Genomic DNA, 15,520 nt, shown 5'->3' on the forward strand with positions numbered 1-15,520 from the left:
TCGCCGCCTCCGCGCCGCGGATCGGCGCGCCGCGGTGGGACACCGCCATCGTCGGGTTGGATTGCGACACAACGATTCTCGACGAACGGCTGGCTCAGCGCACCGACGCGATGTTCGATCAGGGTCTGGTCGGCGAGGTGGTTGGACTGCTGGAGCGGGGTTTGCGCGACGGGGTCACCGCGTCGCGCGCGCTGGGCTACGCGCAGGTGCTCGCCGCCCTGGATGCGGGCGGTCCGGCGGGCCCGGATGCGGATCGGCTGCGCGAGGCGCGCGAGCAGACCTTCGTCGGCACCCGCCGGTATGTGCGGCGCCAGCGGTCCTGGTTCCGCCGGGACCACCGGGTGCAGTGGCTCGATGCCGCCGATCGCGCCCCTCTCGCCGACGCCGCCGTGCGGGCCTGGCGCCACGTATCCTGAGCAGGTGAAATTCGCCAAGGGCCACGGCACCCAGAACGACTTCGTCGTGCTGGCGGATCCGCAGGCCCAGCTGAGCCTGACCGCGCAGCGGGTCGAAGCGCTCTGCGACCGGCGCCGGGGGCTGGGCGCCGACGGGGTGCTGCGGGTCACCACCGCCGGCGCGGCGCGCTCGGCTGGCGTGCTCGACCGGGTGCCCGACGGTGTGGACCCTGGCGACTGGTACATGGACTACCGCAACGCCGACGGATCGGTCGCCCAGATGTGCGGCAACGGCGTGCGGGTCTTCGCGCACTACCTGCGCGCCAGCGGCATGGAGTCGCGCGACGAGTTCGTGGTCGGGTCGCTGGCGGGTCCGCGGCCGGTCGTCGTGCACCGCGCCGACGCCACCACCGCCGACATCAGCGTCGACATGGGCAAGGCCAACACCCTGGGCCCCGGGAACGCGGTCGTTGGGGGTCGGCGGTTCTCCGGCCTGGCCGTCGACGTCGGCAACCCGCACCTGGCCTGCGTCGACCCGGACCTGACGCCCGACGCGCTGGCGGCGCTGAACGTGGCCGCGCCGGTGAGCTTTGATGCGACCCAGTTCCCGGACGGGGTGAACGTCGAGATCGTCACCGCACCCGTCGACGGGGCGGTGCACATGCGGGTGCACGAACGGGGCGTCGGCGAGACGCGCTCCTGCGGCACCGGAACGGTCGCGGCCGCCGTCGCCGCGCTGGCCGGTGCCGGTGCGGCCACCGGCACCCTGACCGTCCGGGTGCCCGGCGGCGAGGTCGTCGTCACCATCACCGACGCCACCAGCTTCCTCAGGGGACCGTCCGTGCTGGTGGCCCACGGAGAAGTCAGCGAGGAATGGTGGCGCGGACAGCAGCGTTAAATCAAGTGCACAAAACCTTTTTCGCGTGCATCATCTTGTATTGCCTATGACACATCCCGAATTCCGCGATCATTCTCCGGCCGCACCGGAGCCCAGCACGGGCGAACTCGCCCTCGAAGATCGGTCGGCGCTGCGCCGCGTCGCCGGCCTGTCCACCGAACTCACCGACATCTCCGAGGTCGAATACCGCCAGCTCCGGCTCGAGCGGGTCGTCCTGGTGGGCGTGTGGACCGACGGCACCGCCGCCGACAGCGAGGCCAGCATGGCCGAGCTCGCCGCCCTGGCTGAAACCGCGGGCTCCCAGGTGCTCGAGGGGCTGATCCAGCGCCGCGACAAGCCCGACCCGTCGACCTACATCGGCTCGGGCAAGGCCCAGGAGCTCCGCGAGGTGGTGCTGGCGACCGGCGCCGACACCGTCATCTGCGACGGTGAGCTGTCCCCGGCGCAGCTGACCGCCCTGGAAAAGGCCGTGAAGGTCAAGGTCATCGACCGCACCGCGCTGATCCTCGACATCTTCGCCCAGCACGCCACCAGCAGGGAGGGCAAGGCGCAAGTCACGCTGGCCCAAATGGAGTACATGCTGCCGCGGCTGCGCGGCTGGGGTGAGTCGATGTCGCGGCAGGCCGGTGGTCGCGCCGGCGGCAGCGGGGGAGGCGTGGGCCTGCGCGGTCCCGGTGAAACCAAGATCGAGACCGACCGGCGGCGCATCCGCGAGCGGATGGCCAAGCTGCGCCGCGAGATCAAGGACATGAAGCAGGTCCGCGACACCCAGCGCAGCCGGCGGGTGCACAGCGACCTGCCCTCGATCGCCATCGTCGGCTACACCAACGCCGGCAAGTCGAGCCTGCTCAACGCGCTGACCGGCGCCGGGGTGCTGGTACAGGACGCGTTGTTCGCCACCCTGGAGCCCACTACCCGGCGCTCCGAATTCGAGGACGGCCGGGCGTTCGTGCTCACCGACACCGTCGGATTCGTCCGGCACCTGCCCACCCAACTGGTCGAGGCGTTCCGCTCCACGCTGGAAGAGGTCGTCGACGCCGACCTGCTGGTGCACGTCGTCGACGGCTCCGACGTTAACCCCCTGGCGCAGATCAACGCCGTCCGCCAGGTGGTCTCCGACGTCGTCGCCGATTACGGGACCGACCACGACGGCGGCGCGCCCCAGGAGCTGGTGGTGGTGAACAAGGTCGACGCCGCAAGCGATTTGGCGCTGGCCAAGCTGCGCCATGCCCTGCCCGACGCGCTGTTCGTCTCCGCGCGCACCGGCGACGGGATCGACGCGCTGCGCCGTCGGATCGCCGAGCTCGCCGTGCCCGCCGACACCGCCGTGGACGTGGTGATCCCGTACCACCGCGGCGACCTGGTGGCGCGCCTGCACGCCGACGGACGCGTCCAGCAGGAGGAGCACAACGCCGAGGGCACCCGGATCAGGGCCCGGGTCCCGACGGCCCTGGCCGGCCGGCTGCGCGAGTTCTCGGCCGACTAACGGGCATTCGCCCCACGACCGGGCGATCCGTGCTGCGCGGCAGGCCCGAGACCCCCGAGGGCGGCGGTGGCCGACCCCGCCAGCCGCCGACCAACCGTCCGGTTGGTATATGTTGGGCTGCAGAATCCCAGTCGCCGGAGGTCTTCCATGAGCAGCGCCATCAAATACCAGCGCACTCTTTTCGAGTCAGAGCACGACCTGTTCCGTGAGTCCTACCGGGGCTTCCTCGAGCGCCACGTCGCGCCCTATCACGACGAGTGGGAGAAGGCGAAGATCGTCGACCGCGGCGTCTGGCTGGAGGCAGGCAAGCAGGGCTTCCTCGGCATGGCGGTGCCCGAGGAGTACGGCGGCGGCGGCAACCCCGACTTCCGGTACAACACGATCATCACCGAGGAGACCACCGCGGGTCGCTACAGCGGCATCGGTTTCGGTTTGCACAACGACATCGTGGCGCCGTACCTGTTGGCGCTGGCCACCGAAGAGCAGAAGCAGCGCTGGCTGCCGAAATTCTGTACCGGAGAGTTGATTACGGCGATCGCGATGACCGAGCCGGGCACCGGCAGCGATCTGCAGGGCATCAAGACCCGCGCGGTCAAGCAGGGCGACCATTACGTGCTCAACGGGTCAAAGACGTTCATCACCAACGGAATCAACTCCGACCTGGTGATCGTGGTCGCGCAAACCGACCCGGAAAAGGGCGCGCAGGGCTTCTCGCTGCTCGCCGTCGAGCGTGGCATGGAGGGCTTCGAGCGCGGCCGGCACCTGGACAAGATCGGGCTGGATGCCCAGGACACGGCGGAGCTGTCGTTCACCGACGTGCACGTGCCGGCCGAAAACCTGCTGGGCCAGGAGGGCATGGGGTTCATCTACCTGATGCAGAATTTGCCACAGGAACGGATCTCGATCGCCATCATGGCGGCCGCGGCCATGGAGCAGGTGCTGGAGCAGACCCTGCAATACACCAAGGAGCGCAAGGCGTTTGGCAAGCCGATCGGCAGCTTCCAGAACAGCCGGTTCGTGCTTGCCGAGCTGGCGACGGAGGCGACCGTGGTCCGCATGATGGTCGACGAGTTCGTCCGCCTGCACCTGGATCACAAACTGACCGCCGAACAGGCCGCGATGGCCAAGTGGTACTGCACCGAAAAGCAGGTGCACCTGATCGACCGCTGCCTGCAGCTGCACGGCGGCTACGGCTACATGCGTGAATATCCTGTCGCCCGTGCCTATCTGGACGCGCGGGTGCAAACCATCTACGGCGGCACGACCGAGATCATGAAGGAAATCATCGGCCGCAGCCTCGGTGTATAGCGTTTCGTTTGCTGGATAACTACGGTAGCCGCAGGAACGTCTATCGGCCAATGGTCGGTGAGAGCGTGAATTCGGTGGTGGTTCCCATAGCGTCGGCGGATGTGGCTCGGGTACGCCGGGCGCGTCGTCGCATAGTCAGGCCCCCGATCGCCTCGCGGGCAACGGCTTGTGCGTCGTGATCGGCCGCGTCCGGCGCAATTCGGCTGTGCGAGTCGGCAGTCCGGCGGCGTTCCTCGATCGCGCATTCCGGCCGCTTATCTGTGCGATATCCGCAACACCGCGCGAACGGTGGCCCCGCGGATCGCGATTGGGCCATGGGCACGCATCATTTCGACATCGGTGTGGTATCCGTTTTTGTAAAATTCGTGATTTGACTTCGCATTTCTTGTTGGTTGGAGCAAAGTTATGCGAGCCCGGCGGTAAGGCTGATCGTGCGCGGGTCCATTTTCCGCGCAAGCACGGCCCGGTCGCCGGTTATGCAGGTAAGGGCATAGCCGCAGATAGATCCCTATCCGCCGGCTGGGAGGCTTGGTGAAGGTGCAGAGAGGTCACATGCGCAAGCTGATCGGAAGCGCGCTGGTCAGCTTGACGACCACCGCACTGGCCGCCGTGCTGCTGGCCCCCACCGCGGTAGCGAGTCCGATCGGCGACGCCGAAGCCGCGATTATGGCCGCCTGGGACAAGGCCGGCGGCGACACCTCGCCATTGGGCGCCCGCAAGGGCGACGTGTACCCCGTCGGGGAAGGTTTCGCCCTGGACTTCGACGGCGGCAAGATGTTCTTCACCCCGGCCACCGGAGCCAAGTTCGCCTACGGGCCCGTCCTGGACAAATACGAGCAGCTCGGCGGGCCGGCCGGCAGCGATCTGGGCTTCCCGACCATCAACGAAGTGCCCGGTCTGTCCGGCCCCGACAGCCGGGTGATCACCTTCTCGGCCAGCGACAAGCCGGTGATCTTCTGGACACCCGAGCACGGCCCGTTCGTGGTGCGCGGCGCGCTGAACACCGCCTGGGACAAGCTGGGCAGCTCGGGCGGGGTGCTGGGCGTGCCGGTCGGCGACGAGACCTACAGCGGCGAGGTGTCCTCGCAGAAATTCAGCGGCGGCCAGGTCTCGTGGAACCGGCAGACCAAGCAGTTCACCACCGAACCGCCGGCGCTGGCCGACCAGTTGAAGGGCCTGCAGGTGGCGATCGATCCCACCGCGGCGATCAACACGGCATGGCGCGCGGCGGGCGGACCCAGCGGGCCGTTGGGCGCCAAGCAGGGTGGCCAATATTCCGTCGGCGGTGACGGGATCGCTCAGAACTTCGCCGGCGGAAAGGTGTTCTTCACGCCGGCCACCGGCGCGAACGCCGTCGAGAGCGACATCCTGGCCAAATACGAGTCGCTGGGCGGCCCGGTGGGCAGCGACCTCGGATTCCCCACCACCAACGAAACCGACGGCGGCATAGGCCCTTCCAGCAAGATCTGCACCTTCTCCGCCGCCGACAAGCCGGTCATCTTCTGGACGTCGGAGCACGGCGCGTTCGTCATCCGCGGCGCGATGAAGGCGGCGTGGGACAAGCTGCGCGCCCCCGCCGGCAAGCTCGGCGCGCCGGTCGGCGACCAAACCGCGAACGGCGACGTGATTTCGCAGCAGTTCACCGGCGGCAAGATCTCATGGAACCGGGCCAAGAACACGTTCAGCACGGAACCGGCCAACCTGGCGCCCCTGCTGTCCGGCCTGCAGGTGTCGGGTCAGAACCAGCCCAGCAATTCGGCGATGCCGGCGCACGCCAAGAAGTTCACCTGGCACTGGTGGTGGCTGATGGCCGCAATTCCGGTGTTGGTGCTGCTCGTACTCCTGGCGTGGGTTTTGTTCAGCTGGCGCCGGCGCCGGCCCGGGCAACCCGACGCCGCGGGCTATGAGCCCGACCGCGGCCGCGACTTCGGCTACGACGCCGACGGCCCGTGGGGGCACGACGATTCCGAGCACGACGCCGAGTCGTACGCGCCGCTGAGCGCGCCGGCTGAACCGGCGCCGGACGCCGGGCGGGTCAGCTGGCAGCGTCAGGCTCCGGCCGAGAGCGACTACGGATTCGAGCAGGACGACCCCGACGCCGTCGACACCGACTCCATCCCCGTCGTCTCCGAGGAGATGCTGTCGGAGGCCGAGTATCCCGCCGCCGAGGCCGACTACACCGACTACGCCGACGAAGTCCCCGAGCTCGCCGAGCCCGAGACCGCGGACGACGCGGCCTACGTCGACGCCGAGGACCCCGACGCCGACTACGCGCGGGAGGCCTACCCGGACGACGAGTATCCCGACGTCGTCGTTCCCCGCACCCCGCCGGACACCGACGCCGTGACCGGCGCCCTGGAGACCGCCGAGCCCGAGGACGACTACCTCGACGTCGCCACGTCCGAGCCCGACGTCGAGTCGGGGGCCGACACCGCCGCGGGAGCGGACGTGGTGGACGCCGTGGTCGCCGGTGCGGTCGCCGCGGGGATGCCGGCGCGCAGCGGTCGGCACGCCGCCGCCGACGACGACGCCGAGGACGGCTCGGAAAACGGTCTAGCGGGCCCGGACGGCCGGCCGACGATCCATCTGCCGCTCGACGACCCGTACCAGGCGCCCGACGGATACCCGATCAAGGCCAGCGCCCGTTACGGGCTGTACTACACGCCGGGCAGCGACCTGTATCAGGACACACTCGCCGAAATCTGGTTGTCGAGCGAGGAAGTCGCGCTGGCCAACGGCTTCACCCGGGCCGACTGACTCCTCGCGCGTCAGACCTTGCGGATGACCGTGACGACCTTGCCGAGCACGCTCGCATCGTTGCCGGGGATGGGGTCGAACGCCGGGTTGTGCGGCATCAGCCAGACCTGACCGCCGGCGCGTTTGAACGTCTTGACGGTGGCTTCGCCATCGAGCATCGCCGCGACGATGTCGCCGTTGTCGGCGACGTTCTGCTGACGCACCACCACCCAGTCGCCGTCACAGATCGCGGCGTCGACCATCGAATCGCCGACCACCTTGAGCAGGAAAAGTGTTCCCTCGCCGACCAATTCGCGCGGCAGGGGAAAGACGTCCTCGACGGCTTCCTCGGCCAGGATCGGTCCGCCGGCCGCGATACGCCCGAGCACCGGGACGAACGTGGGTTCGGGCAGGGCATCCGAGCCGGCCACCTCGGTGGCGGGCGCGGCCACCTCGTCGTCGGCCCCTCGGACATCGACCGCTCGCGGGCGATTGGGATCGCGCCGCAGGTATCCCTTGCGCTCCAGGGTGCGCAGCTGGTGTGCCACCGATGAGGTCGACGTCAGGCCGACGGCGTCGCCGATCTCGCGGATGCTCGGCGGGTAGCCGCGGCTGGTGACCGAGGCGCGGATGACATTCAGAATGGTGCGCTGCCGCTCGGTCAGCGAAGGATCCACGGAGTGCAACCGGCCTTCGGGGCCGGGCGGAGAAATGTCGTTGCTGTCGCCCATGGCACTGAATGTAGCCGCCCCACGAACAAGAATCAAACATGTGTTCGAGTAGCGTGTCGCCCCGGGTGGAACGCCGGCGGAAAAAGGCCGAAGCCCGGTGAATCACAAATGTGTAACTCTTCGGGATATCGGGTATTTAGGCCTCGTGACAGTGGTAGAGGCCGACGAACTTGTCGGTGGTGTGATCTAGCGTCTGCTCGTGCGACACGCTTCGCTCAAATGTTCGGGTTTCGAACACACAAGCGATTAGTGTCGAACACACGAGCGAGAAGCTAGTTGACCGGAGGAACGAAGATGACAGTCATCCACACGCCTGCGCCGCGTATCAGCAGTCTTCGGCGCCCGATCAACGGACCCGTCCAGGGCGTTCGGTACGGACGTGACGGGCTGGCCCGGTCGCGCAGGCCCGCGCCGGCCCGCCCGGCGGGTGCGGCGACGCGCTACTACGGCACCGGGGTGGCAAGGTCGGTCGCTCCGCACCGCAGGCGCGCCACCACCTGGGCGTCGACGATCGGGCTGGCGGTGGCCGCCGGGGCGATCACGCTGTGGCTGGGTCTCGTCGCGAACGTCGGCCAGGTGCTCAACGGCGACTCCGCCAACTCCGCCGCCCACGTTCCCGACCGGCTCGCGGTCGTCCGCGTCGACGCGGGGGAGTCGCTGCAGGACTTCGCGCACCGGGTCGCGCCCGACGCGCCGACCACCCAGGTCGCCGACCGGATCCGCGAGCTCAACGACCTGCACTCGCCCAACCTGCTGGCCGGCCAGACCCTGATCGCTCCCGTCGGCTGACAACCGTTGTGCGAAAACGGCTTCGTTAGCCGTGCAGATCGGCGCGCGGGTACGCTCAAAGTCCTGCGGTTGTTTGTCGGCACGGTGAAGGAGCGGTCATGCACTGTCCGTTCTGCCGTCATCCCGACTCCCGCGTGATTGACTCGCGCGAAACCGACGAAGGCCAGGCCATCCGCCGTCGCCGATCCTGTCCCGAGTGCGGACGGCGTTTCACCACGGTGGAGACCGCGGTCCTGGCGGTGGTCAAGCGCAGTGGCGTCACCGAGCCGTTCAGCAGGGAAAAGGTGATCAGCGGCGTCCGCCGCGCCTGCCAGGGCCGCCAGGTCGACGACGATGCCCTAAACCTGCTGGCCCAGCAGGTCGAAGACACCGTGCGCGCCGCGGGTTCCCCGGAGATCCCCAGTCACGAAGTGGGCCTGGCCATCCTCGGGCCGCTGCGCGACCTCGACGAGGTGGCCTACCTGCGGTTCGCCTCGGTGTATCGCTCGTTCGAGTCCGCAGACGATTTCGAACGCGAGATCCAGGCGCTCCGCGATCACCGCGGAGTGGCCACCCCGGGCTGACAAGACTCCCCGGGCCGTCCCGGCCCGCATCGTCGCCCGGCGGGGTTTGGATCGCCTGGCTCCTCCCCGGGCCGTCCCGGCCCGCATCGTCGCCCGGCTAGGTTTGAATCGCCTGGCTCCTCCCCGGGCCGTCCCGGCCCGCATCGTCGCCCGGCGGGGTTTGGATCGCCTGGCTCCTCCCCGGGCCGTCCCGGCTCGCATCGTCGCCCGGCTAGGCTCGGATTCATGCCCCCTGACTTGCATCCCGACCTTGCGGCGCTGGCCCCGCTCCTTGGGGCCTGGTCCGGCCAGGGCGCGGGAAAGTACCCGACGATCCCGCCGTTCGACTACCTCGAGGAAGTCGTGTTCGCCCACGTCGGTAAACCGTTTCTGGCCTACGGGCAGAAAACCAAAGCGGTCGCCGACGGCAAGCCGCTGCACGCCGAAACCGGATATCTCCGGGTGCCCCAACCGGGCCACGTCGAGCTGGTCCTGGCGCATCCCAGCGGCATCACCGAGATAGAGGTGGGCACCTACTCGGTCACCGGTGACGTCATCGAAATGCAGATGGCCACCACGACCGTCGGGCTAACCCCCAGCGCCAAAGAGGTGACGGCGCTTGGCCGTTCGTTCCGCGTCGACGGCGACGAACTGTCCTATACCGTGCAGATGGGCGCGGTCGGGCAACCACTACAGGACCACCTCGCCGCGGTGCTGCACCGGCAAAGCTAGACCGCTCGCGGTCGGGGTCGTCAGTTCAGGTGTCGCACACCGTCGTTGACGACCCGCCCGGCCACCCCGACCCAGCCTTCGGCGCTCCACGTCGTGTCGATGACGGAGCCCCTGCCCTGGGTGATCCGCAGGCTCTGGCTCAGGTAGTCGGTGATGCGCATCGCCGCCGAACCGGTGGCCTCGTCCTCGACCACACCGAGGTTGGCGGCGAACATGCGCACCCGCAGCGACCCGGTCGCCCGGTCGGTCCAGGCCCACAGGTAGTGCGCGGTGTCGTCGGGGAAGTCCGCTGGGTCGGCGGCGAGAACCTCTTCGGCCGAGGCGAATTCGTGCAGGGCGAAGTCGGGCGCCCAATCCGCGCGGGCGTTGATGCGGGCGCGGTGTGCGTCGTAGCCCACCTGCACGAGGCCCGCGGGTACCCGCAGGGTGTTGATCGGCGAACCGTTCTCGCGCAGCCACCACGTCGCGCCGACGGTCGGGTGGCCGGCGAACGGCAGTTCGGTGCGCGGCGTGTAGATAGTGGCGTGTGCGGTTGAGGAACCGGTGGGCGGGAGGTCCACGAAAACCGTCTCGCTGTAGCCCAATTGGGTTGCCAGCCGCTGCCGGTGGGCGGGGTCTACCCGGCGCGCGTCCACCACGCCCAGCGGATTGCCGAAATTGCCGTCTGAATCGGTGAACACCCGTAACACCGTCACGTCGATCCCCATGGCCCGACTGTACGGCGCCGAAGGCACCCGCATCGATCATGGGATCAGGTGGCGCTGCGTTCGTCGGACCCCATGGCGTTCAGTACGGCCACGCGGGTGGTAGCGGGGCCCGAGACGGCCCGCTCGCCGCCGCCGCTGCGCAGCAGGCTGCGCAGATTGGCCTGATCGTATTCGGCGGGGTCGGTGGAATCGATGAAGCGTTCGACGACGTCGATGAAACGGGCCGGGTCATCGTGAAAGGGGAAGTGGCCGGAGCCTTCGAAGATCTCCAGCCGCGAGCCGGGCATCGCGGCGTGCGCCATCCAGGCGTGACGTACCGGGACCACCACATCCTTTGTGCCCCAAACGATCTGCACCGGGATGGCCTCGGTCAAATAACATCGGTCGAGCATAGTGACGATCTGCCCGCGCCAGTCCACCACCGCCCGCAGCGTCCGACTGAACGCCGCGGACGCCGTCGGTTCGGGCAGGTCGTCGAGGATGCGCAGCACGTTGGGCAGATCGCGGGCCAAGCCGCTGCTGCCCAGCGCCATGCCCAAAACGCGTCCCATGAGCTGAACCGCCGGCAGCACCAGCGGTAGCCGCAACAGGGCGATCGCCTCGCTGCCCATCGGCAGCGACGCCCACCGCAAGACGAAGTTGACGTCCTTGGTCACGCCACCGGCACCCACCAGGATCAGCCGCTCCACCAAATGCGGGAATTGGTAGGCGAATTGCATGGCCACGCCGCCGCCCAGCGAGTGACCGATGATCGTCACCCGCTCGATGTCGAGCACGCTGAGCAGGTCACGCATGCCGTTCGCGTAGGCCGCGATCGAGTAGTCGGCGCGCGGCTTGTCCGATCGCCCGTGCCCCAGCAGGTCCGGGGCGATCACCGTGAATCGCTGGGCGAGCTTGGCCTGCACGGTATTCCACGTGGTCGAGTTGTCGCCGATGCCGTGGATCAGCAGGATCGCCGGCCCGGAACCGGCGATGCGGTAGGCCCGCTTGTAACCGTGGATGGTGCGGAACTCGAGTCTAGGTGCGGTCACTTCACGCACCGGGCGGAGCGTGGGATTGCGCTTCCGCTCGGTCATATCGCCAACCTTGGTGTCGGGCCGGGCTAAGGCGGTCTGGCTAGGGGCTCGTGCTACGGGGGTCAGGCATGGTCGTCGTCGTCGAACTTCTTCTCCGCCTGCTGGGCCAGAAATCGCTCGAACTCTGCGCCTAGCTCATCGCCGCTAGGCAGATCCTCGTCGCGAGCTAGTAACGATCTGTTCTCCTGAGCGTCGATGAAGGCATCGTACTGTCGCTCCAGCGCGGCCACCACTTGAGCGACCTCCGCGCTCGCCTCGACCTGTTCGTCGATCTTGGCCCGGATCACCTCGGCCGCCTCGGTCAACGCGGTCAGCGGCAGCTCCAGCGACGCGGTCTTGGCGACCTGCTCGAGCAGCGCCTGCGCGGCGGCCGGGTAGTCGGTCTGGGTGAGGTAGTGCGGGACGTGCACGGTGTAGCCGACGACTTCATGACCGTGCTGGCCCATCCGGTATTCGAGCAGGTTGGACGCGCTGCCGGGAACCTGGATCTCCGAGATCCACGGCTGGAAGTTGGCGATCAACTCGGGATTGTTCGAGTGCGCGGTCATGGTGGTCGGCCGGGTGTGCGGAACCGCCATCGGGACGGTGCCCAGGCCGATGGTCTGGCGGACGCCGAGGCGCTCGGCCAACAGCCGCACCGCCGTGATGAAGCGCTCCCACTTCAGATCCGGCTCCATGCCGGCCAGCAACAGGAACGGGGTGCCGACCGTGTCACGCAGCGCGTAGAGGTTCAGCTCCGGCTCTTCGTAGTGGGTGAAGTGATCGGTCTTGAACGTCATCAGCGGCCGCCGGGACCGGTAGTCCAGCAATTCGTCGATCGCGAAGGACGCGACCAGCTCGGTGTCCAGCACCGCCTTCAGATGCGCGGACGCCAGCTTGATGGCATGCCCGGCGTCGGAAAAGCCCTCCAGGGCGTGCACCAGCACCGGACCGCGGCCGTCGGACGTCGACAGCTGCGGCGCCGGCAGCTCGAGCTCGTACATCCCGGCCTGCCCCGGCTGGTACCGGTCAGCTGGGTCTTGGTGATGAGCCATTTGCGATCGCCTCCTCTCGGGGGTTCTTCCAGGGTGCCCTACCAAGTGTCCCCCGAATCAGGCGGCACCCGCATCGCTCAGCGAACTTCGCGTCACGCTTGTAGCTGAAACACGATAATTCTCAGGCGTAATCCGAAAGCGACGCGGCGCGGCGCACCGCGATATGCGTGAGTCGGCTTGCCGCCCCCCGGTCAGGCATGATGAAGGCGATGCGCATTCGGATCCTGATGCTCTGCTCGGTGCTGGGGGTGGCGACGTCGCTGACGTCGTGTCACCGGCCCGTCGAGCATGTTTCGGGTGCGCCGGTATCCGCCCCGCGCGTAGGCGGGCCTGTGCAGCGGCTCAGCCAGCCCGAACAGAAGGCCGTCGCCGGTCCGGTCGAGCCGGATCGGCGCATCGGGGCGATCTTCATCGATGGCGGCCCGCTGCACGTGTGCACCGGTTCCGTGGTGCATTCGACGGGTGGCAACCTGATCATGACCGCCGCGCACTGCCTGGCCGGAGCGTCGCTGATCACGTTCGTTCCCGGTTTCGCCGGCGATGCCCCGCCCGGTCCCGCCGATGTGTGGAAGGCCGACGCGGTCTACCTGGACCCGCGCTGGACGGCCAGCAAAGACCCGCACGCCGACTACGCGATCGCCCGGGTCAGCAACGACGCCGGTGCCCCCGTCGAGTCGCGGGTCGGCCTGGCGCTGACGCTGGGCGTGACGCCTCCGCCCGGCAGCCGCGTCACCGTGCTGGGGTATCCGGCCGGCGTGGGGGGTTCGCCCATCGGGTGTCAGGCCAGCACGTCGGTCACCGACACCGGGTTTCCCGCGCTGGCCTGCGAGGGGCTGGTGGACGGCACCAGCGGCGCGCCCTGGGTCAGCGGGACGACGCTCATCGGGGTGATCGGCGGTCTGGAGCGGGGTGGCTGCGCCGCGAACATGTCGTATTCGGCGCCGTTCGACGCGCACACCGCGGAGCTGCTGGCCCGCGCCGAGGCCGGCGGCCCCGGGGATCCGGTCGCGGGCGACCTGCAAGACGCCTGTTAGTGGCGATCGCCAGCGCGGCGCAGCGGGTCGCCAATCCGGTTCGCAGCGGGTCGCCACCATCGGGCTAGTGGCGGAACTGGTTGAGGGCCCGGACCTTGTTCATCACGTCGAGTGCCGCCACCTTGTACGCCTCGGAGAACGTGGGGTAGTTGAACACCGCGTCGACCAGATACTCCACCGTGCCGCCGCAGCCCATCACCGCCTGCCCGATGTGCACCATCTCGGTGGCGCTGGTGCCGAAGATGTGCACCCCCAGCACCTTGAGGTCCTGGGTGGACACCAGCAGCTTGAGCATCCCGTAGGAGTCGCCGGCGATCTGGCCGCGGGCCAGCTCGCGGTACCTGGCAACGCCGACCTCGTAGGGGATTGCGTTCTTCGTCAGCTCCACCTCGGTGGCGCCGACGTAGGAGACCTCGGGGATGGAGTAGATGCCGATCGGTTGCAGCTCGGTGATGCCGTCGCTCGCCTCTCCGAACGCGTGGTAGGCGGCCAGGCGGCCCTGCTCCATCGACGTGGCGGCCAGGGCGGGGAAGCCGATCACGTCGCCGACGGCATAGATGTGGGGCACCTTGGTCTGGAAGTTGTCGTCGACGAAGATGCGTCCGCGCTTATCGGCCTCCAGTTCGGCGTTGTGCAGATCGAGGTGATCCGTCTGGCCCTGCCGCCCGGCCGAATACATCACCGTCTCGGCGGGAATCTGCTTGCCGCTGGCCAGGGTGGTGACGGTGCCCGCCGACCCGACGTCGACCGCGGTCACCTCCTCGCCGAACCGGAACGTCACCGCCAGGTCGCGCAGGTGGAACTTCAGCGCCTCGACGACTTCGGGGTCGCAGAAGTCGAGCATGTCCTCGCGCTTCTCCACGACGGTGACCTTGGTGCCCAGCGCGGCGAACATCGAGGCGTACTCGATGCCGATGACGCCGGCGCCGACCACCACCATCGAGGTGGGCAGCGACTTGAGATCGAGGATCCCGTCGGAGTCGAGCACTCGGTGTTCGTCGAACTCGACGCCGGAGGGCCGCGCCGGCCGGGTGCCGGTGGCGATGACGACGTATTGACCAGTGATGGTTATCTTTTCGCGCCGCGACGGGTCCTCGACCTCGACGGTGTGCGGGTCGATGAAACGCCCGTGACCGATCAGCAGGTCGATCCGGTTGCGCATCAGCTGGTTGCGCACCACGTCGACTTCCTTGCCGATCACGTGCTGGGTGCGGGCCAGCAGATCGGCCGGGGTGATCTTCTCTTTCACGCGGTAGCTGGCGCCGTAGAGTTCGCGTTGGCTCATCCCGGTGAGGTAGAGGACCGCCTCGCGCAACGTCTTTGACGGGATGGTGCCGGTCTGCACACACACGCCGCCAAGCATCTGGCCGCGTTCGACGACGGCGACCGACTTTCCGAGCTTGGCCGAGGCGATGGCGGCCTTCTGGCCGCCGGGCCCGGACCCGATGACCACCATGTCGTACTCTTGCGCCGAACTCATGGCTTAAACAGTAAGGCAGCACAACGCACAGTGCTGGGTTCATCCACAGGTCCGCCGCCGCACCCGCGCACCTGAGCACCGCCTGACGGTGACCGCCGTCAGCGTGGTGCCCATGACGACGCATCGAGCAGACTTCGAACTGTCCCGCCCAGGCGCACTCATCGCGGCGCTGCCGGCCGTTCTCGGCTTCGTTCCCGAAAATTCATTGATATTAGTGTCTTTGGGCGACGGCGAACTCGGGTCGGTGATGCGCGTCGACCTCTCCGAGGAGGTCATCGACCGGGTGGGACACCTGGCGGAAGTCGCCGCCGCGGCGGCCCCCGAGGCCGTGATCGCGGTGATCGTCGACGCGGACGGCGCCTACTGCCCAAGCTGCAACGAGGAATACCGTCAGCTCTCGGTGGCGCTCGCAGAAGCCTTGTCGGAGAACGGCATTGAGCTCTACGCCACTCACGTGGTGGACCAGGTGGCGCTCGGCGGGCGGTGGCATTGCGCCGAGGGCTGCGGGTCGAGCGGCGTGGTCGAAGACCCCGCGGCCTCCCCGCTGGCCGCCGCGGCGGTGCTGGAGGGCA

At 68.4% G+C, this 15,520-nt stretch carries 14 protein-coding genes and 1 pseudogene; 10 read left to right on the forward strand and 5 right to left on the reverse strand.

Going from position 1 to position 15,520, the window contains the following annotated elements; translation table 11 throughout:
• From DQP58_RS22180 to DQP58_RS22200, 5 genes and pseudogenes are all read left to right on the forward strand, one after another.
• A pseudogene (locus DQP58_RS22180) lies at nucleotides 1–416 on the forward strand (tRNA (adenosine(37)-N6)-dimethylallyltransferase MiaA); the annotation flags it as partial.
• Nucleotides 417–420: 4 nt separating this feature from the next.
• The gene (gene dapF, locus DQP58_RS22185) at nucleotides 421–1,293 is read left to right on the forward strand and encodes a diaminopimelate epimerase (RefSeq protein ID WP_112710339.1); all 873 of its coding nucleotides are present in this window, start codon (nucleotides 421–423) and stop codon (nucleotides 1,291–1,293) included.
• A 46-nt stretch (nucleotides 1,294–1,339) separates the two neighbouring features.
• Entirely contained in the window at nucleotides 1,340–2,779 is a 1,440-nt protein-coding gene (hflX, locus tag DQP58_RS22190) for a GTPase HflX (RefSeq protein WP_112710340.1), read from the forward strand.
• Between the two features lie 147 nt (nucleotides 2,780–2,926).
• Nucleotides 2,927–4,087 (forward strand): acyl-CoA dehydrogenase family protein, encoded by a 1,161-nt coding sequence (locus DQP58_RS22195; protein WP_007774924.1) that lies wholly within the window; start codon nucleotides 2,927–2,929, stop codon nucleotides 4,085–4,087.
• Between the two features lie 552 nt (nucleotides 4,088–4,639).
• Nucleotides 4,640–6,844 (forward strand): LGFP repeat-containing protein, encoded by a 2,205-nt coding sequence (locus DQP58_RS22200; RefSeq protein ID WP_112710341.1) that lies wholly within the window; start codon nucleotides 4,640–4,642, stop codon nucleotides 6,842–6,844.
• Between the two features lie 11 nt (nucleotides 6,845–6,855).
• Here DQP58_RS22200 and lexA read toward each other — a convergent pair whose 3' ends face one another.
• Nucleotides 6,856–7,554, reverse strand: a complete 699-nt coding sequence (gene lexA, locus DQP58_RS22205) for a transcriptional repressor LexA (RefSeq protein ID WP_066860750.1) — start codon at nucleotides 7,552–7,554, stop codon at nucleotides 6,856–6,858.
• Between the two features lie 294 nt (nucleotides 7,555–7,848).
• Between lexA and DQP58_RS22210 the strand changes: the two genes are divergently transcribed.
• The 3 genes from DQP58_RS22210 to DQP58_RS22220 all read left to right on the forward strand — a co-directional run bounded on the left by DQP58_RS22210 (nucleotide 7,849) and on the right by DQP58_RS22220 (nucleotide 9,617).
• Nucleotides 7,849–8,343 carry a LysM peptidoglycan-binding domain-containing protein gene (locus DQP58_RS22210; RefSeq protein WP_112710342.1) on the forward strand — a complete coding sequence of 165 codons (495 nt, stop codon included), beginning with the start codon at nucleotides 7,849–7,851 and terminating at the stop codon, nucleotides 8,341–8,343.
• A gap of 98 nt (nucleotides 8,344–8,441) precedes the next feature.
• Nucleotides 8,442–8,906 (forward strand): transcriptional regulator NrdR, encoded by a 465-nt coding sequence (gene nrdR / locus DQP58_RS22215; RefSeq protein WP_007774910.1) that lies wholly within the window; start codon nucleotides 8,442–8,444, stop codon nucleotides 8,904–8,906.
• A gap of 225 nt (nucleotides 8,907–9,131) precedes the next feature.
• Complete coding sequence (locus DQP58_RS22220) at nucleotides 9,132–9,617, forward strand: peroxynitrite isomerase (protein ID WP_112710343.1); 486 nt, start codon at nucleotides 9,132–9,134, stop codon at nucleotides 9,615–9,617.
• Between the two features lie 20 nt (nucleotides 9,618–9,637).
• Here DQP58_RS22220 and DQP58_RS22225 read toward each other — a convergent pair whose 3' ends face one another.
• From DQP58_RS22225 to DQP58_RS22235, 3 genes are all read right to left on the reverse strand, one after another.
• Nucleotides 9,638–10,324, reverse strand: a complete 687-nt coding sequence (locus tag DQP58_RS22225; protein ID WP_112710344.1) for a PhzF family phenazine biosynthesis protein — start codon at nucleotides 10,322–10,324, stop codon at nucleotides 9,638–9,640.
• A 44-nt stretch (nucleotides 10,325–10,368) separates the two neighbouring features.
• Nucleotides 10,369–11,400, reverse strand: a complete 1,032-nt coding sequence (locus DQP58_RS22230) for an alpha/beta fold hydrolase (protein ID WP_112710345.1) — start codon at nucleotides 11,398–11,400, stop codon at nucleotides 10,369–10,371.
• A 62-nt stretch (nucleotides 11,401–11,462) separates the two neighbouring features.
• Nucleotides 11,463–12,434, reverse strand: coding sequence for a proteasome assembly chaperone family protein (locus DQP58_RS22235; RefSeq protein WP_112710346.1), 972 nt, complete (start codon nucleotides 12,432–12,434; stop codon nucleotides 11,463–11,465).
• Nucleotides 12,435–12,631: 197 nt separating this feature from the next.
• On the opposite strand from DQP58_RS22235, the gene DQP58_RS22240 reads away from it, so the two are divergent.
• Entirely contained in the window at nucleotides 12,632–13,468 is an 837-nt protein-coding gene (locus DQP58_RS22240; RefSeq protein ID WP_066860732.1) for a trypsin-like serine peptidase, read from the forward strand.
• A gap of 64 nt (nucleotides 13,469–13,532) precedes the next feature.
• Here the strand turns inward: DQP58_RS22240 and sthA are convergent, their stop codons facing one another.
• On the reverse strand, nucleotides 13,533–14,948 hold the full coding sequence (gene sthA, locus DQP58_RS22245; protein ID WP_112710347.1) for a Si-specific NAD(P)(+) transhydrogenase: 1,416 nt from the start codon (nucleotides 14,946–14,948) through the stop codon (nucleotides 13,533–13,535).
• A 112-nt stretch (nucleotides 14,949–15,060) separates the two neighbouring features.
• Here sthA and DQP58_RS22250 point away from each other — a divergent pair.
• Nucleotides 15,061–15,520: DUF4192 family protein (locus DQP58_RS22250; RefSeq protein ID WP_114149364.1), on the forward strand; the 460-nt coding region annotated here is incomplete at its 3' end.

The sequence above is a fragment of the Mycobacterium colombiense genome (genome assembly GCF_003284975.1).
Lineage (GTDB): Bacteria > Actinomycetota > Actinomycetes > Mycobacteriales > Mycobacteriaceae > Mycobacterium > Mycobacterium europaeum_A.

Coding starts and splice junctions, on each gene's coding strand:
- hflX (WP_112710340.1), top strand. CDS start 1,340: ATGACACATCCCGAATTCCGCGATCATTCTCCGGCCGCACCGGAGCCC.
- DQP58_RS22235 (WP_112710346.1), bottom strand. CDS start 12,434: ATGGCTCATCACCAAGACCCAGCTGACCGGTACCAGCCGGGGCAGGCC.
- DQP58_RS22240 (WP_066860732.1), top strand. CDS start 12,632: ATGATGAAGGCGATGCGCATTCGGATCCTGATGCTCTGCTCGGTGCTG.
- sthA (WP_112710347.1), bottom strand. CDS start 14,948: ATGAGTTCGGCGCAAGAGTACGACATGGTGGTCATCGGGTCCGGGCCC.
- DQP58_RS22195 (WP_007774924.1), top strand. CDS start 2,927: ATGAGCAGCGCCATCAAATACCAGCGCACTCTTTTCGAGTCAGAGCAC.
- DQP58_RS22220 (WP_112710343.1), top strand. CDS start 9,132: ATGCCCCCTGACTTGCATCCCGACCTTGCGGCGCTGGCCCCGCTCCTT.
- DQP58_RS22230 (WP_112710345.1), bottom strand. CDS start 11,400: ATGACCGAGCGGAAGCGCAATCCCACGCTCCGCCCGGTGCGTGAAGTG.
- DQP58_RS22225 (WP_112710344.1), bottom strand. CDS start 10,324: ATGGGGATCGACGTGACGGTGTTACGGGTGTTCACCGATTCAGACGGC.
- lexA (WP_066860750.1), bottom strand. CDS start 7,554: ATGGGCGACAGCAACGACATTTCTCCGCCCGGCCCCGAAGGCCGGTTG.
- nrdR (WP_007774910.1), top strand. CDS start 8,442: ATGCACTGTCCGTTCTGCCGTCATCCCGACTCCCGCGTGATTGACTCG.
- DQP58_RS22200 (WP_112710341.1), top strand. CDS start 4,640: ATGCGCAAGCTGATCGGAAGCGCGCTGGTCAGCTTGACGACCACCGCA.
- DQP58_RS22210 (WP_112710342.1), top strand. CDS start 7,849: ATGACAGTCATCCACACGCCTGCGCCGCGTATCAGCAGTCTTCGGCGC.